The organism is Pectobacterium parvum (genome assembly GCF_020971565.1).
Classification (GTDB): Bacteria; Pseudomonadota; Gammaproteobacteria; order Enterobacterales; family Enterobacteriaceae; genus Pectobacterium; species Pectobacterium polare.
On the sequence record NZ_CP087392.1, the window covers coordinates 2,739,318 to 2,762,362 of the forward strand.

Annotated in this window: 15 protein-coding genes; 4 read left to right on the plus strand and 11 right to left on the minus strand. The window is 50.0% G+C overall.

Annotated elements, in window-relative coordinates; all coding sequences use genetic code 11:
• Window positions 1-13: 13 nt before the first annotated feature.
• Window positions 14-1,465 carry a protein adenylyltransferase SelO gene (locus LOZ86_RS12375; protein ID WP_039481230.1) on the minus strand — a complete coding sequence of 484 codons (1,452 nt, stop codon included), beginning with the start codon at window positions 1,463-1,465 and terminating at the stop codon, window positions 14-16.
• Between the two features lie 1,690 nt (window positions 1,466-3,155).
• Here LOZ86_RS12375 and LOZ86_RS12380 point away from each other — a divergent pair.
• Window positions 3,156-3,815 (plus strand): hypothetical protein, encoded by a 660-nt coding sequence (locus tag LOZ86_RS12380; RefSeq protein ID WP_039481233.1) that lies wholly within the window; start codon window positions 3,156-3,158, stop codon window positions 3,813-3,815.
• Window positions 3,816-3,890: 75 nt separating this feature from the next.
• On the opposite strand, the gene LOZ86_RS12385 is transcribed toward LOZ86_RS12380, so the two are convergent.
• From LOZ86_RS12385 to rlmKL, 7 genes are all read right to left on the minus strand, one after another.
• On the minus strand, window positions 3,891-5,450 hold the full coding sequence (locus LOZ86_RS12385) for a methyl-accepting chemotaxis protein (protein WP_111778496.1): 1,560 nt from the start codon (window positions 5,448-5,450) through the stop codon (window positions 3,891-3,893).
• 391 nt (window positions 5,451-5,841) lie between these two features.
• On the minus strand, window positions 5,842-6,009 hold the full coding sequence (gene rmf / locus LOZ86_RS12390) for a ribosome modulation factor (RefSeq protein ID WP_010276992.1): 168 nt from the start codon (window positions 6,007-6,009) through the stop codon (window positions 5,842-5,844).
• 273 nt (window positions 6,010-6,282) lie between these two features.
• Window positions 6,283-6,849, minus strand: a complete 567-nt coding sequence (pqiC, locus tag LOZ86_RS12395; RefSeq protein ID WP_039481239.1) for a membrane integrity-associated transporter subunit PqiC — start codon at window positions 6,847-6,849, stop codon at window positions 6,283-6,285.
• The gene (pqiB, locus tag LOZ86_RS12400) at window positions 6,849-8,516 is read right to left on the minus strand and encodes an intermembrane transport protein PqiB (protein WP_370828578.1); all 1,668 of its coding nucleotides are present in this window, start codon (window positions 8,514-8,516) and stop codon (window positions 6,849-6,851) included. The genes pqiC and pqiB overlap by 1 nt, the downstream gene beginning before the upstream one ends.
• Window positions 8,476-9,783 (minus strand): membrane integrity-associated transporter subunit PqiA, encoded by a 1,308-nt coding sequence (gene pqiA, locus LOZ86_RS12405; RefSeq protein ID WP_072012339.1) that lies wholly within the window; start codon window positions 9,781-9,783, stop codon window positions 8,476-8,478. Before pqiA ends, pqiB begins: the two co-directional genes overlap by 41 nt.
• A 95-nt stretch (window positions 9,784-9,878) precedes the next feature.
• Window positions 9,879-11,789 (minus strand): ABC transporter ATP-binding protein, encoded by a 1,911-nt coding sequence (locus tag LOZ86_RS12410; RefSeq protein WP_039481248.1) that lies wholly within the window; start codon window positions 11,787-11,789, stop codon window positions 9,879-9,881.
• 3 nt (window positions 11,790-11,792) lie between these two features.
• Window positions 11,793-13,910 (minus strand): bifunctional 23S rRNA (guanine(2069)-N(7))-methyltransferase RlmK/23S rRNA (guanine(2445)-N(2))-methyltransferase RlmL, encoded by a 2,118-nt coding sequence (rlmKL, locus tag LOZ86_RS12415; RefSeq protein ID WP_039481622.1) that lies wholly within the window; start codon window positions 13,908-13,910, stop codon window positions 11,793-11,795.
• A 110-nt stretch (window positions 13,911-14,020) separates the two neighbouring features.
• Here rlmKL and LOZ86_RS12420 point away from each other — a divergent pair, with 110 nt between their 5' ends.
• Window positions 14,021-15,124 carry a YcbX family protein gene (locus LOZ86_RS12420; RefSeq protein ID WP_039481251.1) on the plus strand — a complete coding sequence of 368 codons (1,104 nt, stop codon included), beginning with the start codon at window positions 14,021-14,023 and terminating at the stop codon, window positions 15,122-15,124.
• A gap of 61 nt (window positions 15,125-15,185) precedes the next feature.
• Here the strand turns inward: LOZ86_RS12420 and LOZ86_RS12425 are convergent, their stop codons facing one another.
• The 3 genes from LOZ86_RS12425 to pepN all read right to left on the minus strand — a co-directional run bounded on the left by LOZ86_RS12425 (window position 15,186) and on the right by pepN (window position 19,804).
• Window positions 15,186-15,773: a cell division protein ZapC gene (locus LOZ86_RS12425; protein WP_010308830.1), complete on the minus strand. Its 588-nt coding sequence runs from the start codon at window positions 15,771-15,773 to the stop codon at window positions 15,186-15,188.
• A gap of 201 nt (window positions 15,774-15,974) precedes the next feature.
• Window positions 15,975-16,985: a quinone-dependent dihydroorotate dehydrogenase gene (gene pyrD / locus LOZ86_RS12430; protein ID WP_039481254.1), complete on the minus strand. Its 1,011-nt coding sequence runs from the start codon at window positions 16,983-16,985 to the stop codon at window positions 15,975-15,977.
• 203 nt (window positions 16,986-17,188) lie between these two features.
• The gene (pepN, locus tag LOZ86_RS12435) at window positions 17,189-19,804 is read right to left on the minus strand and encodes an aminopeptidase N (RefSeq protein ID WP_039481257.1); all 2,616 of its coding nucleotides are present in this window, start codon (window positions 19,802-19,804) and stop codon (window positions 17,189-17,191) included.
• A 223-nt stretch (window positions 19,805-20,027) separates the two neighbouring features.
• Here pepN and pncB point away from each other — a divergent pair, with 223 nt between their 5' ends.
• Window positions 20,028-21,233 carry a nicotinate phosphoribosyltransferase gene (gene pncB / locus LOZ86_RS12440; RefSeq protein WP_039481260.1) on the plus strand — a complete coding sequence of 402 codons (1,206 nt, stop codon included), beginning with the start codon at window positions 20,028-20,030 and terminating at the stop codon, window positions 21,231-21,233.
• Between the two features lie 195 nt (window positions 21,234-21,428).
• Window positions 21,429-22,829: an asparagine--tRNA ligase gene (gene asnS / locus LOZ86_RS12445; RefSeq protein ID WP_039481263.1), complete on the plus strand. Its 1,401-nt coding sequence runs from the start codon at window positions 21,429-21,431 to the stop codon at window positions 22,827-22,829.
• Window positions 22,830-23,045 lie beyond the last annotated feature (216 nt).

The following is a 23,045-nucleotide window of genomic DNA, read 5'->3' on the forward strand; positions in this document are numbered from 1 at the left end:
CCCCTGCTCCGGCTCAGCTGGAGCAGGAAATCTCCAGATGCTTGCCCCACTCTGGCGGTAAGGCCGCTAAATCGTTATTCTCCGGCTGTTCATCAAACGGTTGGCACAGCGCCTGATGCAGACGCGCCAGCACGCTAATGTCATCACTTTCCGCCCGTTCAATCGCCATTTGCGCCAGATAATTACGCAGAATATATTTTGGGTTCGTTGCATTCATCAGCCGACGACGTTCTTCATCGCTCTGATCTTCCTGCATCAGCCTCTGGCGATAGGTCGCAAACCAGCTATCGAACGCGGCCCTGTCGATGAATTCATCACGGAGCGGCGAGTGCGATGCTTGCTTTTCGCTGTCTGCCAGCAGGCGGAACGTGCGGGTGTAATCGCTGCCTTCCTGCTGCATCAGACGCAACAGCCCGACCAGCACGTCATTATCCTCCGCGCTCGCGGTAAAGAGGCCCAGCTTGGCGCGCATCAGCGTGCCGTAGTGCTGCATCAGCGCCGGTTCATAACGGGCAAGCGCGCGCTCCAGCGTTTCAGTGTCCATCAGTCCCGACAGCGCCTGCGCCAGACGATGCAGATTCCACAGTCCCACGGCGGGCTGATTGTCAAACGCGTAGCGCCCGCGGTGGTCGGAGTGATTGCAAATGAAATCGGGTTGGTACGCATCTAAAAAGCCATAAGGGCCGTAGTCGATGGTCAGTCCCAGTATCGACATGTTGTCCGTATTCATTACGCCGTGCACAAATCCGACAGCCTGCCAATGCGTAATCAGCCGGGCGGTACGTTCTACCACATCGCCGAACCACAGTTCATAGCGACGCTCGTCGTTTTCCCACTGTGGCCAGTGACGGGCAATCACATACTCCGCCAATTGACGCACTTTTTCCGGTTCACGGCGATAGTAGAAGTGCTCAAAATGACCAAAACGCACATGACTTTCCGCCACACGCAACAGCATCGCACCCTTCTCTTCCTGCTCACGCTGCACCGGATTTGTGCTGGTGACAATCGTCAGCGCCCGCGTGGTGGGAATGCCCAAATGGTGCATCGCTTCCGAGGCCAGAAATTCGCGTATCGCCGAGCGCAGCACTGCACGACCGTCTCCCATACGCGAATACGGCGTTAGCCCGGCACCTTTGAGATGCCAGTCCATGCTGCGGCCATCCGCCAGCTGTTGTTCTCCCAGCAGGATGCCGCGTCCGTCACCCAGTTGGCCGGCCCACGCGCCAAACTGATGCCCGCTATAAACCTGCGCCAGCGGCTCCATTCCCGGCAGCAAACGCTCACCGCTCCAGACGGCATCCTGTTCTGGCGTAAACCAGTCGGAAGACAGCCCAAGCTCTGCGGCCAATCCCTCACTGTGATAAAGCAGGCGAGCGCCATGCAACGGCGTAGGCTGTAGCGCGGTGTAGAACCCCGGCAACTGGTGAAAATAGTGATTATTGAATAACGGTGTTTGTTGCATCCTGTCTCCCTAATACCACTCTGTTCAAGTGAAGAGAGCCACGCGCTCACCACACAACGACTTATGGGTAAACAGAAAGTGTAGAGGGATGGCAATCGAATTAACACGGAGGAAACGCAGGGATATTATTTTACAGCGGGTTCAAGAAACTCCTTATGCGAAAACTTTTTAAGCTATGCAACTTACATCACACTAAATAGGTAAGTATAGCGGCAGAAAAATACGGTAATAATGAATCCATCAATAGCTTCTAATGTCAGAGTAACACCGCATGCTTCCTACGATGAGGCTCACTATACTTCACAATCCAAACCATAACCCGCCCTCATATAATAAAAAAACCAATATCAATCATTCCAACAATCGCAATACGTGTTGCGATTCTCGTCATATGGGGGATCTTTCACGGATAGAAGATGAACGGGGCGTATCTCTTAATGGTAGGATTGATTTCATCAATCAGGTTGTTTCTAATGTTGTGAACGAGATGCCATCAAGAGACACACCAATAACATTTATATCATTAGAGTCAGGTGGGTTATTAACGGAGTTTTTTATACACGATCAACTCAAAAAATCTGGCTATGATAGTCTGAACTGGCGTGTTATAGATACAGGCTATCAAAATGATGGCTATCGCAAATAATTTAGAGAGCGAGTTAATAACTATTTTAGAGCTTTCACGACCGAACAAGCATATCTAAATAAAAATATTGGAAATAATTACTTAGCCAAAGATGATAGAAATCGATGGGCAATAGTTGTTTTATCCATTAATTCCCCAACTCTATTAGGAATCTCCGCTGATTATTTTTAAACAATAAGCCAAGCAGATATAATGGACATCACAGGCACTCCTATTGATGATACACACATTGAAAAAGCAAATGCTATTTATCTTCTCTCAATAGAAAATAGTGAATATGATTTTATTAAATCCCAACTGTATGATAGTTGGGTATGTTTATAAATAGTTCTAAAATGCACAGTTGGCAATGATGGAAATATACTATTAAACCCACCTCAGACACAGAGGAAAATATGCTACATGATGAAATAAAACTCTATATGGATACTCTCAAAAACATCCGAAAAAATGCAAAAAAATAATTTGATTAGCATAAATGAAACGTTTAGTAAGTATATAGCGAGCATGAAAGATAAGGGTGTTAGTATTTCTAAATTATGTATTACCAATTATGATGCTGACTTAGCTAATTTACAAAAAATATTTCCTTGAAATAATAACAGTTCGACACTTACCTCATTTTATAAAATATTATTTCTTTTGAGAAAAATAAAATATCTTGGGAATATTTAAAAGTTTATAAAATACAAGGATCTTTTAAGAAAAGGTCTTTTCCTAATTATTTTTACCTCTCTAATAAAAACTGACACCGTATGTTTCTACACATTGACATTTAATCACGTGGTACTTAAAAGCACATCAATTCTAAAATACGCCAAAGAAAATCTATTTTTCAATAAATATCAATATCTTACAAGATCTCCCACTAACAATTCAAAGTTGACAAAACAGCAGGGCTGATATGCTGGTTACCAAAACTAACCTTTGGGCAAGATGGTTCAAGTCCCACAGCATAAATAGTCTATTTTTAATCGGTAAGATAAGATATATAATTGCTGGTATGTTTTAAATAATAGCACACTAACTACTATCGAGATCATCATGGAAAACTCTCAAAAAATATATTCGAAAAATTTATTTTTTATTTTATTTATCTTCATTATCTCCTTATGCATTCCTTATGCTAAAAACAACTTATTTAAAATCACATTATTGTTAGGGACATTATCTTTATATGTGTATATGTTTATCATTCTACTCAGTGTAGCAAAGAGAGTCAGTGACCCAAAGATATCAATAAAAGAACTTAAATTTCTTTTTATCACCATCGCAGCCTTTTATTCTGGCTGCTATTTTTTTCTTGCCACAGTAGACCAAAATGAAATAATGATATCAGGAATAAGGGAGGTAAACTCTTCATTAGATTATGATTTTTATTCATTTACTGGTTTTTATGACTATGTAAAAGATATATTTAGCACTTATCTGAATTGCGTTTATTATTCAGTGATGATAATGGCTACATTAGGTGACTCAAATATAGAGGCGAGCGGCGGAATTGCTAAACTTTTAGTTGCATCGGAAGTCGGACTCACGTTGACGATAACAATATTTAAAGTTGGTGAATATTACAGTTTACGCTCATCTCAAGAAGCACTGGAAATGGAAAAAAACATCATCTGCCGAATCGATAGTATCAACCGCCCCTCACTGACCTTAAAAGAAAAGATATTCAGAGTGATTTTTAAACAATCACGATAAAAGTATATCAATGACATGAACAACGTGGTTTATAAAAACGTTAAACCACGTTGCTACAGCACGATTAAGCGTAGATTATCTTTCCCCTAGCGCCAGATAACTGCCCGCAGACTCATCGACGCGGAACTGTTCAACGGTGCGTGACAAATCCTGTGCCTGCTCATTCAGCGATCTCGCCGCAGCCAGTGCTTCTTCAACCAGTGCAGCATTCTGTTCGGTACTCTGATCCATCTGCGATATCGCGAGATTGACCTGTTCAATACCCGAACGCTGTTCTGCACTCGCCACGCTGATCTCGCCCATCATGGACGTGACGCGGTGCACGCTTTCAACCACTTCACTCATGGTATCGCCAGCCTGCTTCACGAAATCCGTGCCCTCACCCACCTTGGCAACAGAGTCATCAATCAAGCCTTTAATTTCCCGAGCGGCGGATGCAGAGCGCTGCGCTAGCGTGCGGACTTCACTCGCGACTACTGCGAAGCCGCGGCCTTGTTCTCCGGCACGTGCCGCTTCTACCGCCGCATTCAGCGCCAGAATATTCGTCTGGAAAGCGATGCTGTCAATAACGCCGATAATATCCACAATCTTACGCGATGATGTACTGATGGAGTCCATCGTCATCACGACCCGGCTGACAACATCCCCACCGCGCACCGCGACATCCGATGCCGACACCGCGAGTTCATTCGCATAGCGCGCGTTATCCGCATTCTGTGTCACTGTCGCGGTCAGCTGCTCCATCGCCGCAGCCGTCTGCTCTAATGCGCTGGCCTGCGATTCAGTACGAGCAGACAAATCGCCGTTACCCGATGCTATCTGCGTCGAGGCTGTGGCAATGGAGTTTGTGCTGCTGCGAACCTGATTAACCAGATGCGACAGGTTATCGCGCATCGCGCGGATAGCGTAAAGAATACTGGTTTGATCGCCCAGCTTCGTTTCAACATCGACGCGCAAATTGCCTTCCGCAATTTCGCGCACAACCTCCACCGCATATTGCGGCTCGCCGCCAAGCTGGCGCATCAACGTTCGCAACATATTCCATGCAAACGCGGAAATAATTAACAGTAGAACCAGCCCTAAAGACAGCAAGATCAGCGCATTGCGCCAGAACGTTTGTTGGATATCGTCAATATAGTCACCGTAGCCAATCGTCCAGTCCCAAGGTTCGAATTTAATGACGGCATAAAGCTTCTCAACTTTATTCTGCTGCCCCGGACGTGTCCCTTCCGCGATCACCGTGCCAATCGTATTGCCTTGAAGCGACGCGCGGTAGCGCTCCCCCGCTTCTTTACCACCATTGGCGTCGATGATGCCAATGCGTTTAGGGTTAGGGTGAACGTAGTTCACATCATTCGTATAACCGCGCACGAAGAAATAGCGATCGTCCTGATGGAAACTGCCAATCGCCCGTTTGGCCTCTTTCTCTGCTTCCTCGCGTGACAGCTGACCGCTTTTCTCAAGGTCATATGCCTTTTGAGCTGCCGCGTGAGCCAGTTGAACCAGCGTAGAAAGCTGACCGGTGCGTTCGCTCATCATCGTGTTATAGAGCGTATTCAGCGCCACCGCAGATAAAATTAACATCCCTAACAAGGTCGTACTGCACAGCAGTGCAATTCTGGTTCGTAATTTCACGATATTCTTCTCTCTAACCGCTTTTCAGAAAATTCCGAGCAAAAAACTACACTACATTGCCGCCTTGAGCCATACCATCCAGGTAGTAATGATAGATTTTTTAACAAAAAATAATGAATAATTACCTAAATCGCTCAATTTAAAATCAATATCGAGCAATAACGAATAAAGAAATGATCAAAATGATCGAAATCGAAATTAATAGGTAAATAACGTTACAGAAGTAACAACGCTCTGGATCGTTGTGAGAGGCCATATAGTTGTTGAGGACGTGTATCGATCGTATTGAACGCTGTATCGATTGAACAGAGAGAAGCAGAATCGGGCATTTAGCCCCTAAAAACAAAAGCCTCCGCAAAAGCGGAGGCGTTCCCTTTAATGACAAGGCGCGCTAAGCGGTAACAGCCCTGTCCTCCATGGCTTTTCGCCAACCTCCCAACCAGTAAGACCGAGCATTAATTGATTGATAAGGACAAAATTCCTTTGGTCTACCGACAATACCTGCTTGATAACCACGTGAATGAGCCCGTTCCAGGCGATCGCGTTTCTGTCTCTTCATGCCTTGTTTCCCTCATTACTTATCTGGTGGAAAGAAAACAATGATTACTTTATAAGCAACCACAGACTATCAATACCGATTCTGTCGCCAAAGATCAAGGCGCAAAATTCACGCCAGTGTCATATTTGTGATCCAAAATAGGAATTTTCCCCGCTAAAAAACAGAAAACCCTAACTAATTGAAAACAATAAAAAACCCATAAAAACGTAATGCAATCACAGCATTACATCTTTAGAGGCCTGATTTTTAGGGATTTGGTTTTTAGAACCATTGTTATTTCAGTGTCCCCGCCTGCTGAGCAATCGACTGGGAAACCTGCTGCCAGCCTTGCGCCAGCGTTGTTACCAGCGCGTCATAACCATCTTCTGTTTGTGGCAGCATCACGCTAAAAGGGCGTTTAACCACTTTCTCCTGATAGGTCAGCATCCATTCGCCACGGACGATAACCTTGCCATCATAACGGCCGTGAAAACCCGTAACCGCCACGTTCAGCACCGCCTGTTCGCTTCCCTGCGGCTGCGTGGTCACAACCCAGCCGGGCAATTTATTCCCCAGATTAGTCACCAGCGCCTGCTGTAATTGCTGATCCAACGGGCTGGCCCACAGGTTGTTACTGGCAATGACATACTGCACATCGTTAGTCTGATAAACCAAGCCTGCATTGACGAGATAATCCGCCACGCTGACATGTTCAACCCATAGCGGATAGCCCTGAGTCACCGCTGTCTGCGTCGTATTGGTCTCTGCGATTGTCGGCAACTGATAGTACGTTTTTTGCGTATTGCTACTGCTGCACGCGCTCAATACCAAAGCCAGAACCAGTGTCCATGTTTTCATCATTATTTTGCCCTCTTCGGCTGAGGATCCTGACTACCCGAGGCCTCAAAGACCAACGCATTACTTTTCTCGTTCAAGGTACGCAGCACAGGCTGTAGCTCCCTCAGCACCTGATCCAAGCGCTGCATGTCCGCCACCATCTTGTTATACGCCGGTGAACCGGGCTGGAAGCCTTTCATGCTGCGATTCAACTCAAGCAACGTTTTTTGCATATCTTCCGGCAGATCCTGCATCGCTTTGCTAGACGTCAGCTTGTTCAGCGTCGCCAGCGTTTTTTGCATTTCACGCAGCGTTGCCTGACTTTCCGTCAGCGTCTTCGTTGCTTCATTGACCATCGGGTTCAGCGGCAGGTTATTCACCTTATCCAGCACCGCCATCAGCTTCTGCTGAATCTGTGACAGGCCACCGTCAATGGTGGGCAGAACCGGGTAGCCATCCAGAACGAACAGCCGTTTATCCACTTTCTCTTTTGGATAAAAATCGAGATCGATATAGAGCGCGCCCGTCAGGAGGTTAGCCGACTTCATCGACGCGCGCAGCCCCAGAGACTGGGCTTGCTGCAGATGTTGTTCAAAGTCGAACGAGCCGCCAATCTTTTTCTCGAACCGATCGGGTTCAATACGAATCAGCACCGGAATGCGATAATCATCATCCAGTTCCTGCTTCATATTGCGTGGGAAAAACGGTGCTTCAGCAACCGTTCCCAGCCGAATACCCCGGAATTCAACCGGTGCCCCCGCCTGCAAACCACGGATCGATTCGCTAAAGAACAGCAGATACTCTTTATATTCGGTGTATAGCGAGTCCTGAATACTGCGTTGGTTATCAAACAGTCGGTACTGCGCCATTGTCTTGGCCGCATCGCCCAGCTCCCATCCAGCGGGAACATCAAAGCTGACGCCGCCGCTGAATAGCGTAGTCAGCGAGCCCATTTCGACACGCATGCCCTGCGCCGACATATCGAACGCAACACCGCTGTCTTTCCAGAAACGAACATTGCTGGTGACCAGACCGTCATACGGCGCAGAGATAAACAGCTGATAACGCATTTTGCGCGCTTTCGGATCGAATTCGCTGGTTTCCACCGATCCTACCCGATAACCGCGGAACAGGACCGGATCGCCCGCATTCAGCTGCCCGGATTGCTCACTGTCTAATATCACCCTGATGCCTTTCGCATCCGGTGAGGCCAGCGGCGGCGCATCCAGCAGAGTAAACTCACGTTTATCATCTTTACTGGCACCGGGCTGTAGCTCAATGTAAGCGCCGGATAAGAGCGTCCCCAAACCGGACACCCCTTCGCGGCCAATTTGCGGCTTCACCACCCAGAAAGCGGAGTCCTGCTTGAGCAATTTATCCATACCGTCATGCAGGCGTGCTTTGATCTCCACCCGATGGAGATCGTCACTCAGCACAACACTCTCTACGATCCCAACGTCTACGCTACGACTCTTGATGGCAGTTTTTCCCGCTTCAATGCCTTCTGCGTTGCTGGTAATCAGCGTAATTTGCGGCCCCTGATGGCTGAAATGGTAAAACAGTATCCAGGCACCGATCAGCACTGTGACAATCGGCACAATCCAGACCGGCGACCAGCGTTTAATCGTTTCTACATCCGCAATGGCATGGTTATCTTTCGCCAACGGCAGGCTCCTTATGAAGAACATCATCGCGACGATCCCACAACAAGCGGGGATCAAACATCATCGCGGCAAACATGGTCAGAATCACCACGGCCGCGAACAACACCGCCCCAACGGCGGGATAAATACTCATCAGGCGACCGATACGCACCATCGCAGACAGGACGGCAATAACGAACACATCAATCATCGACCAGCGTCCAACAAACTCAACCATCTCATAAATGACATGCATCCGCTCGCTGTCTTCCGTTTTCTTGGTTTTGCGATTGGCTTGCCAACAAAGCCAGCCTAACGCCAGCATTTTTAGCGATGGCACCATGACGCTGGCGATAAAAATCACCAGCGCGACGGGATAAGACCCCATTCCCCACAGCAGGATAACGCCCGACATAATCGTCGATCCCATGCGATCGCCGAGGGCTTCTGTCACCATGATCGGCATCAGATTCGAGGGGATATACAGCATGATGGAGGTAATCAGCAGGGCCAGCGTCCATTGCAGGCTGTGCTTCTTACGGGCATGTCCGCGTGAGTGGCAGCGCGGGCAGATTAACTGGTTGGCTGGCAGAATAGCGGTGCAACATGTGCATGAACGCAGGCCTTGCGATAGCCCGCTTTGTCCCAGAACCGGTGGCGCAGGCAGCGCGGGGGGCGGCACAATATCATTCCACAACCAGCGGCGGTCGAGGCTTTGGAAGGCCAGCAGCTGTAGCAGACAGAACAGAACAAAAGGCATAAAACTGGTGCCGATGCCGATATCACCATAGGCCATCAGTTTGACAAAGCTGACCAGCACGCCAGCCAGAAAAATCTCTGCCATACCCCAGCTTTTGAGGTGGAACAGCATTTTGCCCATGTTTTTTTTCAATGCCAGCGGCAGCGAAGCGTGTAGGCAAAGCAGAATGAGGGTCGCCATACTGAAAGCTGGAATCAGTTGAACAAACAGCATAAACAGCGTCGCGACGCTGGCGTAGTTTTCCGCCACCATCACTTTAGGAATTTGTATCAGGGTAATTTCGCTGGTGATTCCCGCTACACGCATAGAAACGAAGGGGAAGAGGTTTGCCAGCAATAGCATGACCAGCGCGCTCACCGCGTAGCCAACTGGCCGTTTACGCGGTTCCGTCTGGTGGTTGGTTAGCGTGGTTTTACAGCGTGGGCAGGCCGCTTTCTGGCCGCGTGACAGCTCAGGTAACTCCACCAGCAGGTCGCACTGCGGGCAAAGCATATAGTCATCATGGTGATGCTCGTGTTGAAGATTACAGTCATGCCGATCGTGATGGGAACACACACGTTCTCTCCTTCAAAATTCGTCAGCTTCTGACTGAAAACCCCATCAATACGGGATATTACACCCATATTGATGGCGTCATACAACCAAGTGGATTAGCCGTTTTTCTGGGCTTCCAGCTCTTCCCAACGTTCGAAACAAGTTTCCAGCGCACTTTCCGCTTCCGCCAGCGCGCTTAAGACCTGTTGCGTCTCTTCGCGTGGGCGGTTAAAGAAATTGGCGTCATTCATTTGCGCTTGCAGCGACGCAATTTCCTGCTCCAGTTGCTCAAGACGCTGCGGCAATTGGTCTAATTCGCGCTGCTGGTTATAACTTAATTTCCCCGTGCTTCGTTTAGCGGACGGTGCGGTGTTCGCCGCCGTCGTTGGCGCAGTTACCGCCGATGCAGCCGTCGTCCGTAGTGGTGTCGCCGTTGCACGCTGCTGTTGCGCATCAAAATACCCGCCGACAAAGCGAGAAATCTTGCCCTCGCCTTCAAAGATCCAGCATTCGGTAACCGAATTATCAACGAACTGACGATCGTGGCTAACCAGCAGAACCGTTCCCTGATAGCTTTCGATTAACTCTTCCAGCAATTCCAGCGTTTCCACATCCAGATCGTTGGTCGGTTCATCGAGAATCAACAGGTTACTGGGTTTGAGGAACAAACGCGCCAACAGCAGGCGGTTACGCTCCCCGCCCGACAACGCTTTTACTGGCGTCATGGCGCGTTTCGGATGGAACAGGAAGTCCTGCAAATAGCCCAGCACATGACGTGAACGGCCGTTGACCATCACTTCCTGTTTACCTTCTGCCAAGTTGTCCATCACCGTACGTTCTGGATCGAGTTCAGCACGGTGTTGATCGAAATAGGCAACTTCCAGCTTCGTGCCACAGTGTACGCGTCCGCTGATCGGCTCTAACCCACCCAGCATTAATTTTAGCAGCGTGGTTTTACCGCAGCCATTCGGCCCGACTAACGCAATCTTATCGCCACGTTGTACCTGAGCGGAGAAATTACTCGTCAGCACTTTATTGTCAACCTGATAGCTTACCTCTTCCAGCTCAAACACAATCTTGCCGGAGCGGGCAGCTTCTTCAACCTGCATTTTCGCCGAGCCCATCACTTCACGGCGCTGCGCGCGATCCTGACGCATGGCTTTCAGCGCTCGTACGCGGCCTTCATTACGGGTACGACGCGCTTTGATGCCCTGACGGATCCACACTTCTTCCTGCGCCAGCTTGCGATCGAACTCTGCATTTTGCAGATCTTCCACCCGCAGCGCTTCTTCTTTCCCTTCCAGATATTTTTCGTAGTTACCCGGCCAGGAAACCAGTTTTCCGCGATCGAGGTCGACAATGCGGGTCGCCATATTGCGAATAAACGAGCGGTCATGGGAGATAAACACAATGCTGCCTTGGAACGTTTTCAGGAAGGTTTCCAGCCAGTCAATCGTCTCAATATCCAGATGGTTAGTTGGTTCATCCAGCAGCAGCACGCGCGGCGAACTCACCAGCGCTCTGCCGAGTGCAGCTTTACGCAGCCAGCCACCGGAAAGCGAAGCCAGCGGTGCATCGGCGGACAGACCAAGCTGTTCCAGCACCTCGTGAATACGGCTTTCCAGTTGCCACAGGCCCTGATGCTCCAAAACGTCCTGCAACTTAGCCAGTTGATTCAGGTTCTTTTCACTCGGATCGCTTTCTACCAAACGCAGCATGGCATGATAGTTTTTCAGGTGATCCGCCTGTGCGGCGACCCCTTCAGCAACAAAATCAAAGACGCTACCAGCAACATCACGCGGGGGATCCTGTTGCAGGCGCGCGACAATCAAATCCTGTTCATAGGTGATACGGCCATCATCCAGCGGGATCTCTTTGGCCAGAATTTTCAGCAGGGTCGATTTGCCCGCGCCATTACGGCCAACCAGACAAACGCGCTCATTCTCTTCGATATGGAGTTCGGTGTTATCCAACAGCGGCGCATCGCTGAACGACAGCCACGCACCTGAAACACTGATTAAAGACATCGGTTACTTTTCCTCACCGGCATGCGTTAGCAGCCAGCAGTTATGAATTTGACGATTACGGGCAAAATCCTGCGATTGAGTCTGTGCGGTAATTTCTTTGGCGTTCAGCCCCAGCGCAGTCAGACCAGCGGTATCCATCTGGAAGCCGCGTTTATTGTTCGAGAACATGATGGTGCCGCCACGACGCAGCAGGCGTTTGAGATCTTTCATCAGCGCCAAATGATCGCGCTGAACATCAAACGACTCTTCCATCCGTTTTGAGTTAGAGAAGGTCGGCGGGTCAATGAAGATCACATCAAATTGCTCATGGCCGTTATGTAACCATGACAGGCAATCGGCTTGGATCAGACGGTGCTGACGCCCGGTCAGGCCATTTACCCGCAGGTTTTTCTCTGCCCATTCCAGATAGGTGCGTGACATATCAACGGTGGTCGTTGAACGTGCGCCGCCCAGTCCAGCATGCACACTCGCCGTGCCAGTGTAGGCAAACAGGTTAAGAAAATCTTTGCCACGGCTCATCTCACCCAGCATTTTGCGGGCGATACGGTGGTCGAGGAATAGACCGGTATCGAGGTAGTCAGTCAGGTTGACCCACAGTTTGGCACCAAACTCTTCCATCAGCAGGAAATCGCCTTTCTGCGCCAGCTTCTCGTACTGGTTTTTCCCTTTCTGACGTTCACGCGTTTTCAGCACCAAACGGTTCGACGGTAATTCCAGCACGCTCAGCGTCGCGTTGATCACATCAAACAGGCGCTGACGGGCTTTTTGCGCATCAATGGTTTTCGGCGGCGCATACTCTTGTACGACGACCCAACTGCCGTAGCGGTCAACCGCCACATTATATTCAGGCAAGTCAGCATCATAAATGCGATAGCACTCAATCCCCTGCTGCTTCGCCCACTTCTCCAGCTTGCGCAGGTTCTTGCGCAGACGGTTGGCAAAGTCTTCCGCGATTTGCCCCGCAGATTCACCCTGCGTTTCCGCCAGTTGATAGTTCTTCTGTACGCAGTCCAGTGGGCCATTTTTCGCTTTGAACTGGCGCTCAGCACGCAGTTGCAGACAGCTCAGCAGCTCCGGCGATGCGCTAAACAGCGAGAGCTGCCAGCCACCAAAGTCGCTTTTCATCTTACGACCCAGCATATTATGCAGGGCGATCAGCGCGGGTTCACTTTCCAAACGCTCACCGTAAGGCGGGTTGCTGACAACCGTGCCTTTCGGGCCTTCCGGCAGTGGATTTTTTAGCTGTGCGGCATCCCTCACGTCGAAAGAAATCAGTTCGGCCACGCCTGCGCGACGCGCATTCGCTTTGGCGATCTCGATCACTCGACGGTCGTTATCCGACCCGAAGAAACGCGACGTCGTCGTCTGCAAACCTTGGCTAGCCCGCTGCTGTGCTTCCGACGTCACTTCACGCCACAGTTCGGCATCGTGTTTTAACCAGGCGTTAAATCCCCAGTGCGTACGATGCAAACCCGGCGCGCGATCGGACGCGATCATTGCGGCTTCGATCAGCAAGGTACCGGAACCACACATTGGATCGACCAGCGGCGTGCCGCTCTGCCAGCCGGAGCGCAATACAATCGCCGCCGCCAAGTTCTCTTTTAGCGGCGCCAGTCCGGCCAGATCGCGGTAACCACGCTGATGTAAGCCATCACCGCTTAAATCCAACGACACGCTGGCCATATCACGCTGTAAAAAGACGTTAACACGAATATCCGGCTGCTGTTTCGCCACATCAGGCCGCTGCCCAGTTTTGCGCGTGAAGCTATCCACAATCGCATCTTTGACTTTTAACGCGCCGTACTGGCTGTTGCGGATATCTTCATTGGTACCGGTAAAATGCACGGCAAAGGTTTTATCGATACTGAAGATCGTTGACCAGTCAATCGCCTGCACGCCCAGATACAAATCCAGATCGCTGTGTACCTTGAATTCATTCAGCGGCAGCAGAATGCGCGATGCCAGACGGCTCCACAGCAGGCTCTGGTACAGCAGGCGATTGTCACCCTCAAAATGGACACCGCCCTGCACAACCGCACAGGACTGCGCACCCAATGATTCGAGTTCGCTTTTTAATAATTCTTCCAATCCCCGCGCCGTACTGGCAAACAAAGCATTCATGTCGTCACTATCACCAAAAAATAGATTCATAAAAGAAATTGAGGCGCATTATAGCTAATCCGAGACGCTTGTCATAAAGTTGCCGTTTTACTTTGGCAAGGAACAGGTCAGTGATTGGCGTAACGCGGCTTTATATTCATCCGGTAAAATCGATGCGGGGGCTACAGCTGTCCCACGCAATGGCGTCTGTCAGCGGTTTGGCGAACGATCGTGCCTTCATGATTACCGAATCGGATGGCACATTTATTACTGCCCGCCAGTATCCGCAGATGGTGCTATTTACCCCCGCCTTGTTACCCGATGGACTGTTTATTGCTGCGCCGGATGGTCAAACGGCCACGATACGTTTTGCCGACTTCACCGAAACACCTCAGCCGACAGAAGTCTGGGGGACACACTTTACGGCACTCGTCGCCCCTGAAGCCATCAATGTCTGGTTAAGCCACTATTTTCAGCGTGCCGTACAGCTTCGCTGGGTGGGCAATGAGCCATCGCGGCGAGTGAAGCATTATCCAGACGTTCCTTTAGCATTTGCCGACGGCTATCCGTTCCTGTTAATTAATGATGCCTCATTTCAGGCGCTACGCCAGCGCTGTTCCGCCGGCATTAAAATCGAACAATTCCGTCCCAATTTGGTCGTAACAGGCGCGGAAGCCTTTGCCGAAGACAGTTGGAAGACCATTCGGATTGGCGAGGTTATTTTTGACGTCGTCAAACCCTGTAGCCGCTGCATTTTCACCACCGTCAGCATCGAACGTGGCCGTAAGCATCCGTCAGGAGAACCACTGGCAACGCTGCAATCTTTCCGTACAGCCGAGAACGGCGACGTTGATTTTGGGCAAAATCTGGTCGCCAGAAATACGGGCATCATTCGCGTGGGCGACACATTGGAAGTGTTAGCAACCAAACCGCCGCGTCCTTATGGTTCCGGTCAGGTAGTCGAAAGCCTTGTCGTTCCCGAAAAAAGCGAACAGGCCGTCACCATCCACTATCAGGGAAAATCGTTACAAGGGAATAATCAGCAGATTTTACTGGAACAGTTGGAGCAACAGGGTATTCGAATCCCCTATTCTTGTCGGGCAGGACTGTGCGGTTGCTGTAAATTGACGTTAGTCAGCGGAGAGGTCTCCGCACTGAAGCAAAGTGCCATCAGGGAAAACGGCGAGATTCTTAGCTGTAGCTGTATTCCGCAGAGTGACCTGCATTTGCAATAGAAAAGCATCTGCAATAGTCGAAGAAAAGCCAGCACGTATGCAGCTTAAAGTATGACGGGGTTTAGACGACCTTGGCGTACTCAAATGCCGACGTGCCTTCACCCAACGCGGTTTCCCACTCAGCTCTATTCTGAACGACGGCAGGCATTAGCCTGTCGTGCATGATTTTTATGGCGTCGCCCAGCCCCATGGTCTTTCCACTTAATGACAGTTGTTCTTGCGCCAGCAGACAGAGACAGGCTTTATCCCCTGCTTCCGCCACCAGAAAACAGGCCGTTTCATGGGTTTCAGTGAGCTGTACCTGTACAACATCACCCGCCTGCGGCGAATACGTTACGGCATCCGGCTGTTGGATGAAGTGCCAGCTTTTTGGCATAAGCGGTTTTAAGAATCGGCTTGCGACCAACGCATTCAGAACTAATTCGCCTTGAAGGTCACGATGCAGCGCCGCTTTCTGACATTTGTCGTTATAGGTAAAAAATAGCGCAGCATCGTCAACACAGAATGCACATTCATTAAATGCATCCGGCGTTAGCATTTTAGATGGAAAACGAGAACGGAATAACATGCCGTTAGCCAAATCCAACATCAGGCGATCGTGTTCGGTATCAAAATACCAGCGCCAGTTATCGTCAGGTTTTAACTTCATATTATTTACCCTTCGCCTTCACAGTAGAAATATCAGAAATGGCTGATTGTGTTTTCTCACATTGCAATAATCGTTCATCGTCATAAACGTTGCGGTAAGACGATCAGACATCGGTTGATAGATTATTTACGCAAACGGATAAAATATAGACTAGCTGGGGGGATAAATAAACCCCCAGCTAAAAATGAAAGGCATTTCGGATTAAATATGTGTAACGATATCTTTAATCAAGCGAGGACCGTGGAAAATAAAGCCTGAATATATCTGTACCAGCGACGCACCAGCCGCCATTTTTTCGCGTGCGGCAACCAAAGAATCAATTCCGCCAACGCCAATAATTGGTAAACGCCCTGCTAATTCCTGTGACAAACGGCGGATAATTTCCGTGCTGCTTGTCTGCAAAGGACGCCCACTTAATCCTCCGGTTTGCCCGCAGTGGTTTAATCCCTGAATCAGTTTTCTGTCGAGCGTCGTATTGGTGGCAATCACCCCGTCGATGTTATGGCGAACCAAACTGTCGGCAATTTGGATCAATTCTTCTTCAGAAAGATCCGGCGCGATCTTCACCGCCACGGGAACATATTTCTGATGCTTATCTTTTAATTCCGTCTGCTTGTTCTTTATCGCCAGCAAAAGATCGTCCAGCGCTTCACCATATTGCAGGTTGCGTAATCCAGGCGTATTCGGTGACGAAATATTGATCGCAATATAGCCTGCGTGAGGATAGACCTTATTCATGCAGATCAAATAATCGTCTTTACCTTGCTCAACCGGCGTATCTTTATTCTTGCCGATGTTGATCCCTAATACGCCGCCAAAGCGTGTTTTCTTTACATTCTCGACCAGATAATCCACGCCTTTATTATTGAAACCCATCCGGTTGATCAATCCTTCCGCTTCCACTACACGGAATAATCTCGGTTTATCATTACCGGATTGTGGACGCGGCGTTACCGTCCCCACTTCAATAAAACCAAATCCCATTGCGCCTAACGCATCGATACATTCGCCGTCTTTATCTAATCCCGCCGCTAGACCAAGTGGGTTTTTAAAAGATAACCCCATGCAGGTAACCGGTTTAGTAGGAACAGATTGGCGGACGAGAAATTCAAAAGGCGTGTTGGTAATACGGCGTAATTGTTGGAAGGTCAGCTCATGTGCACGCTCTGGATCGAGCTGAAACAGGGCTTTTTTGATAACGGGATAGAACATATTGTCTCCTGAGATCCCTATCGCAAAGGTATCTTGCTTACGCTGGAAGTAAGCAATAGTGGATTACGGTTTAACTCACGGTCGGTGATGGTAGTGCCATCTCTGCGGAAAGTAAAACGTTTGCGGAAGTAAGAAATTAGCGCGAGGGAGAATGTCACACGCGGCAAGCTACCGCGTGTGACAGAAGAATTACTGTGGCAGGATTAGTCTTGCAGTGCCTTGCTGATTTTCTCGAACAGATCGCCAGACAGATTTTCCAACGTCTTCAGTTGCTCCAGCGCCTGACGCATTTGCGCCTGACGTTTAGCATCATAGCGTTTCAAACGGATCAATGGTTCGATCACCCGCGCCGCAACCTGCGGGTTACGGGTGTTCAAGTCGCTCAGGATCTCTGTCAGGAAGCGATAGCCGCTGCCGTCTTCGGCATGGAACGCCGACGGATTAGCGGCCGCAAACGCTCCCACCAGCGAACGCAAGCGGTTAGGGTTGTTCAGGCTGAATGAACGGTGTTGTAGCAGCTCGCGCACGCGGGTCAACACATCGGCTGCTGGGCTGGTGGCTTGCAGTACAAACCACTTATCCATGACCAAGCCATCCTGATGCCAGCGGTTATCAAACTGCGTCAGTAGTTCATCACGCACCGGCAACTGAGCCTCAACCGCCGCCGACAGCGCCGCCAGCAAATCTGTCATGTTATCCGCCTGACGGAACTGCGCTTGCACCAGTTTATCCGCCTGATCGGCATCGTTGAATGCCAGATAATGCAGGCAGACGTTGCGCAGCGCACGTTTGCCCATATCCGCGTGTTCGATACGATATTGCGGCGCGTGATTCGCGTGGTATACCGCCAGCCACTCATCCGCCATCTCTTTCGCCATCGTACGCGTCATGCTCTCACGCACGGCAGCGATCGCCGTCGGATCGATGATGTCAAACAGCTCGGCAATCTCATTTTCGCTCGGCAATGTCAGAATCTGAGAAGCCAGCATCGGATCCAGCTTTTCATCCAGCAACACGCCACGGAAAGCATCAACAACGTGCATCGGCACGGAAAGCGGCTGTTTCTGCTGATAGCGGGAAACGTTCAGACGGATATAGTTAGCCAGCAGGCTCTGTGCAGCATCCCAACGCGAGAACGCATTGCTGGCGTGGCGCATCAGGAATGTCAGTTGCTCATCGCTCCACGCATAGTTCAGTTTTACCGGTGCAGAGAACTCACGTAATAAAGAAGGAATCGGACGGCAAGGCACCTGATCGAAAATGAACGTCTGTTCAGATTCGGTCACATTAAGCACCGACGCCAACAGTTGGCCGTCTTTCTGTAGCGGAATAACCTGCCCTTGCGGATCGTACAGTTCGATATCCAACGGAATGTGCAGCGGCAGCTTCTGCTGTTTGTCGGCACCGACTGGGGTCATCTGGCTCACGCTCAGCAGATATTGTTGCGTCTGCGGATCGTAATCATCACGCACGGTCAGCACCGGCGTGCCCGACTGGCTATACCAGCGGCGGAACTGCGTGAGATCGACACCGGAAGCATCTTCCATCGCCAGCACAAAATCATCACAGGTCGCTGCGCTGCCATCGTGACGCTCAAAATACAGGCGAATACCGGCCTGGAAGCCTTCTTCACCTAATAAGGTGTGCATCATGCGGATCACTTCCGATCCCTTTTCATAGACCGTCAACGTGTAGAAGTTATTCATCTCGATCACCTGATCAGGACGAATCGGATGCGACATCGGGCTGGCATCTTCAGCAAACTGCGCACCGCGCATCACGCGCACGTTATCAATACGGTTCACCGGGCGCGAACCCAAATCGGAGCTGAACTCCTGATCGCGGAATACCGTCAGCCCTTCTTTCAGGCTAAGCTGGAACCAGTCGCGGCAGGTGACGCGGTTACCCGTCCAGTTGTGGAAATATTCATGGCCGATCACCGCTTCAATATTCAGATAGTCTTTATCCGTCGCGGTTTCTGCCTTGGCCAGCACGTATTTAGAGTTGAATACGTTTAGCCCTTTGTTTTCCATCGCCCCCATGTTGAAGAAATCAACGGCGACGATCATATAGATGTCGAGATCGTATTCCAGACCGAAACGCTCTTCATCCCACTTCATCGAATTCTTCAGCGAGGTCATCGCCCAGCCAGCACGATCGAGGTTGCCACGGTCAACGTACAGCTCCAGCGCCACATCGCGACCAGAACGTGTCGTGAAGCGATCCTGAAGCACATCAAAATCGCCAGCAACCAGCGCGAACAGATAAGCCGGTTTCGGGAACGGATCCTGCCATTCAATCCAGTGGCGACCGCCCTCCAGCTCTCCTTGTGCAATACGATTGCCGTTAGAGAGTAAATAAGGATAGCGAGCTTTATCCGCTGTGATGCGCGTCGTGAATTTCGCCAGCACATCTGGTCGGTCGAGATAATAGGTAATGTGGCGGAATCCTTCGGCCTCACACTGTGTACAGAGCGCGTCGCCAGAGAGGTATAGCCCTTCCAACGCGCTATTGGCGGCAGGATTGATTTCGGTTTCGATGCTGAGCGTGAAACGTGCGGGTAATTGTGTCAGAATCAGGCCATCGTCCTGCTGCTGGTAATGTGTCCACGGCTGGCCATCAACACTCAGGCTAATCAGTTTCAGCCCTTCGCCATTCAGCTTCAACGGCGCGCCAGCGTCCCCCTGCAACACCACCTGACTAACGGCTTTTACGTGCGTTTTTTCAGCATGGAGATCGAAATCCAGTGCAATGTCGGTAATGGTGTAATCCGGTGCACGGTAGTCATGGCGATATTTTATTTGCGGCTGTTGATTCATATAAATTTTCCACCTCGTCATAAGCATCAAAGATCAAGTCTAAGCCTGTTATCTTAATGTTACCACGACAAAATAATGAGGATAATCATCGTACCGCGGTTCATTCCCGCACGTCTCGCTATGTTGTCGTAATGTAATAAACGGATAATCAAGGTATACTGACCGAACATTGCTGATTGTCCCAATGGTGGATAGGCATCTTACAAGGATGCTGTAACGCATTATGACTTTGCACACTTCCCCGATTCTGCACTCATTGCTGGATACCGATGCCTACAAGCTGCACATGCAACAGGCGGTGTATCATCACTATTATGATGTCGACGTTGCGGCTGAATTTCGCTGTCGCGGTGATGAGTTATTAGGCGTTTACGCTGATGAGATAGCCCATCAGGTCGATCTGATGCGTTTCTTGTCATTGAGTGACGATGAGTTCACCTATCTTTCTTCTCTGCCGTTCTTTCAGCCCGATTATCTCCACTGGCTGCGGGACTTCCGTTTTAATCCACAGCAGGTTTCGATCAAGAATCATGCTGGCAAGCTGGATATCCGCATCACCGGGCCGTGGCGTGAAGTGATTTTGTGGGAAGTTCCCTTGCTGGCTGTGATCAGTGAAGTCGTGCATCGGGATCGCTCGCCCGACGTCACGGCCGAGCAGGCGTTCACCCAGCTGTCTGCCTCGCTGGAAAGCTTCCGCCAGAACAGCGCGAATGTGGATCTCAGCCAATTCAAGCTAATGGATTTCGGCACACGGCGGCGTTTCTCTCGTGATGTCCAGCAGACGATTGTTACGACGCTACGAGCCGATTTCCCTTATTTCATTGGCACCAGCAATTACGATCTGGCACGCCGTTTGGATATCACACCTGTCGGCACGCAGGCACATGAGTGGTTTCAGGCGCATCAGCAGATTAGTCCGACACTGGCAAACAGCCAGCGCGCCGCGCTACAAATGTGGCTACATGAATATCCCACGCATTTGGGCATTGCGTTGACCGATTGCATCACTATGGATGCCTTCCTGCGCGATTTCGATTTGTCGTTCGCCGAAGCCTATCAGGGGCTGCGTCACGACTCTGGCGATCCGGTCGATTGGGGCGAAAAAGCCATTGCGCATTATCAGCGCCTCATCATCGATCCGATGAGCAAAACATTGGTCTTCTCCGACAACCTGAATCTGGATAAAGCGCTGACGCTGTACCGTCATTTCGGGCAGCGCGTGAATCTGGTATTTGGTATCGGCACGCGCCTGACGTGTGATATCCCCGGCGTGAAACCGCTGAATATCGTCATCAAACTGGTGGAATGCAACGGCAAACCGGTGGCAAAGCTCTCCGATAGCCCCGGAAAAACCATCTGTCAGGATCAGAACTTCGTGTGTGAGTTACGCAAAGCGTTTGACTTACCCTGCGTGAAAAAGGCCAGTTAAGGCTTTCCCCTATAGATGTTGACCAACTTTGCAGCAGATTCACCCACATGAGCGAAAACTTCGCGCCATTCCGGTGATTTCTGCTTGTGTCCTGTTGCATCGCAAGTAACATAGCAAATGGCTCGGATTGGGCCATTTGACGTTTTAACCACGATATTATTTTTCTTAAACACGATTAATTAAAGAGAGAATTTTATGAGCGTAGTGCCTGTAGTCGATGTACTGCAAGGCCGTGTTGCCGTTGACAGCGAAGTCACCGTGCGCGGCTGGGTACGTACCCGGAGAGATTCTAAAGCCGGTATCTCCTTTATCGCCGTTTATGACGGCTCCTGCTTTAATCCATTACAGGCTGTCGTTAATAATAATCTCTCCAATTATCAGGATGACGTACTGCGCCTGACTACCGGCTGCTCCGTTGAAATAACCGGTAACGTCGTCGCGTCTCCGGGTGAAGGCCAGAGCTTCGAGCTGCAAGCCACCAACGTCAACGTCGTTGGCTGGGTTGACGATCCCGATACCTACCCGATGGCGGCAAAGCGTCACAGCATCGAATATCTGCGTGAAGTGGCGCACCTGCGTCCGCGTACCAATCTGATCGGTGCCGTTGCGCGCGTTCGTCATACGCTGGCGCAGGCGATTCACCGCTTCTTCCACGAGAACGGTTACTTCTGGGTATCAACCCCGCTGATTACCGCATCCGATACCGAAGGCGCGGGCGAAATGTTCCGTGTTTCTACTCTCGATCTGGAAAACCTGCCGCGTACCGAACAAGGTAAAGTGGATTTCAGCGAAGATTTCTTCGGTAAAGAAGCGTTCCTGACCGTATCCGGCCAGTTGAATGGCGAAACCTACGCCTGTGCGCTGTCTAATGTGTATACCTTTGGCCCAACGTTCCGTGCGGAAAACTCTAACACCAGCCGCCATCTGGCTGAGTTTTGGATGATCGAACCGGAAGTCGCTTTCGCCTCTTTGGATGACGTCGCGGCGTTGGCAGAAAATCTGCTGAAATATGTTTTTCAGGCCGTACTGAATGAGCGTGCCGATGATATGGCGTTCTTTGCTGAGCGCGTTGATAAAGAAGCCATCACTCGACTGGAAAAATTCGTTAGCTCTGATTTCGCACAGGTGGACTACACCGATGCTGTCGAGATCCTGCTGAACTGCGGGCAGCAGTTCGAGAACCCGGTTTACTGGGGCGTTGACCTCTCCTCCGAACATGAGCGTTATCTGGCGGAGCAGCACTTCAAAGCACCGGTTGTCGTTAAAAACTACCCGAAAGACATCAAAGCTTTCTATATGCGGATGAATGAAGACGGTAAGACCGTTGCTGCAATGGATGTTCTGGCACCAGGAATCGGTGAAATCATCGGTGGCTCTCAGCGTGAAGAGCGTCTGGCGCAGTTGGATAGCCGTCTGGAAGAGATGGGACTGAATAAAGAAGACTACTGGTGGTATCGTGATTTACGTCGTTACGGCACCATTCCCCATTCCGGTTTCGGTTTAGGTTTTGAACGATTGATTGCCTATGTTACCGGTGTACAAAATGTGCGCGATGTTATTCCTTTCCCACGCACACCACGGAACGCCAGTTTCTAAATAAAAATTTAATATAAGTAAAACAAATATGTAGAAAAGAAGAGTCGGGCTTCCCGGCTCTTTTTTTTATTTTTTATTCTGTCTCATAAAGTTCCCTATTTTTTACATTTTGAAACACATTATTTCCATTTGTTACCCGATTGCGAACTTTGTAGCACCTTTAGAGTGGATAAACGGGCGCATGAATGGAAAACTGCGTTCAGACACAGGAAGACA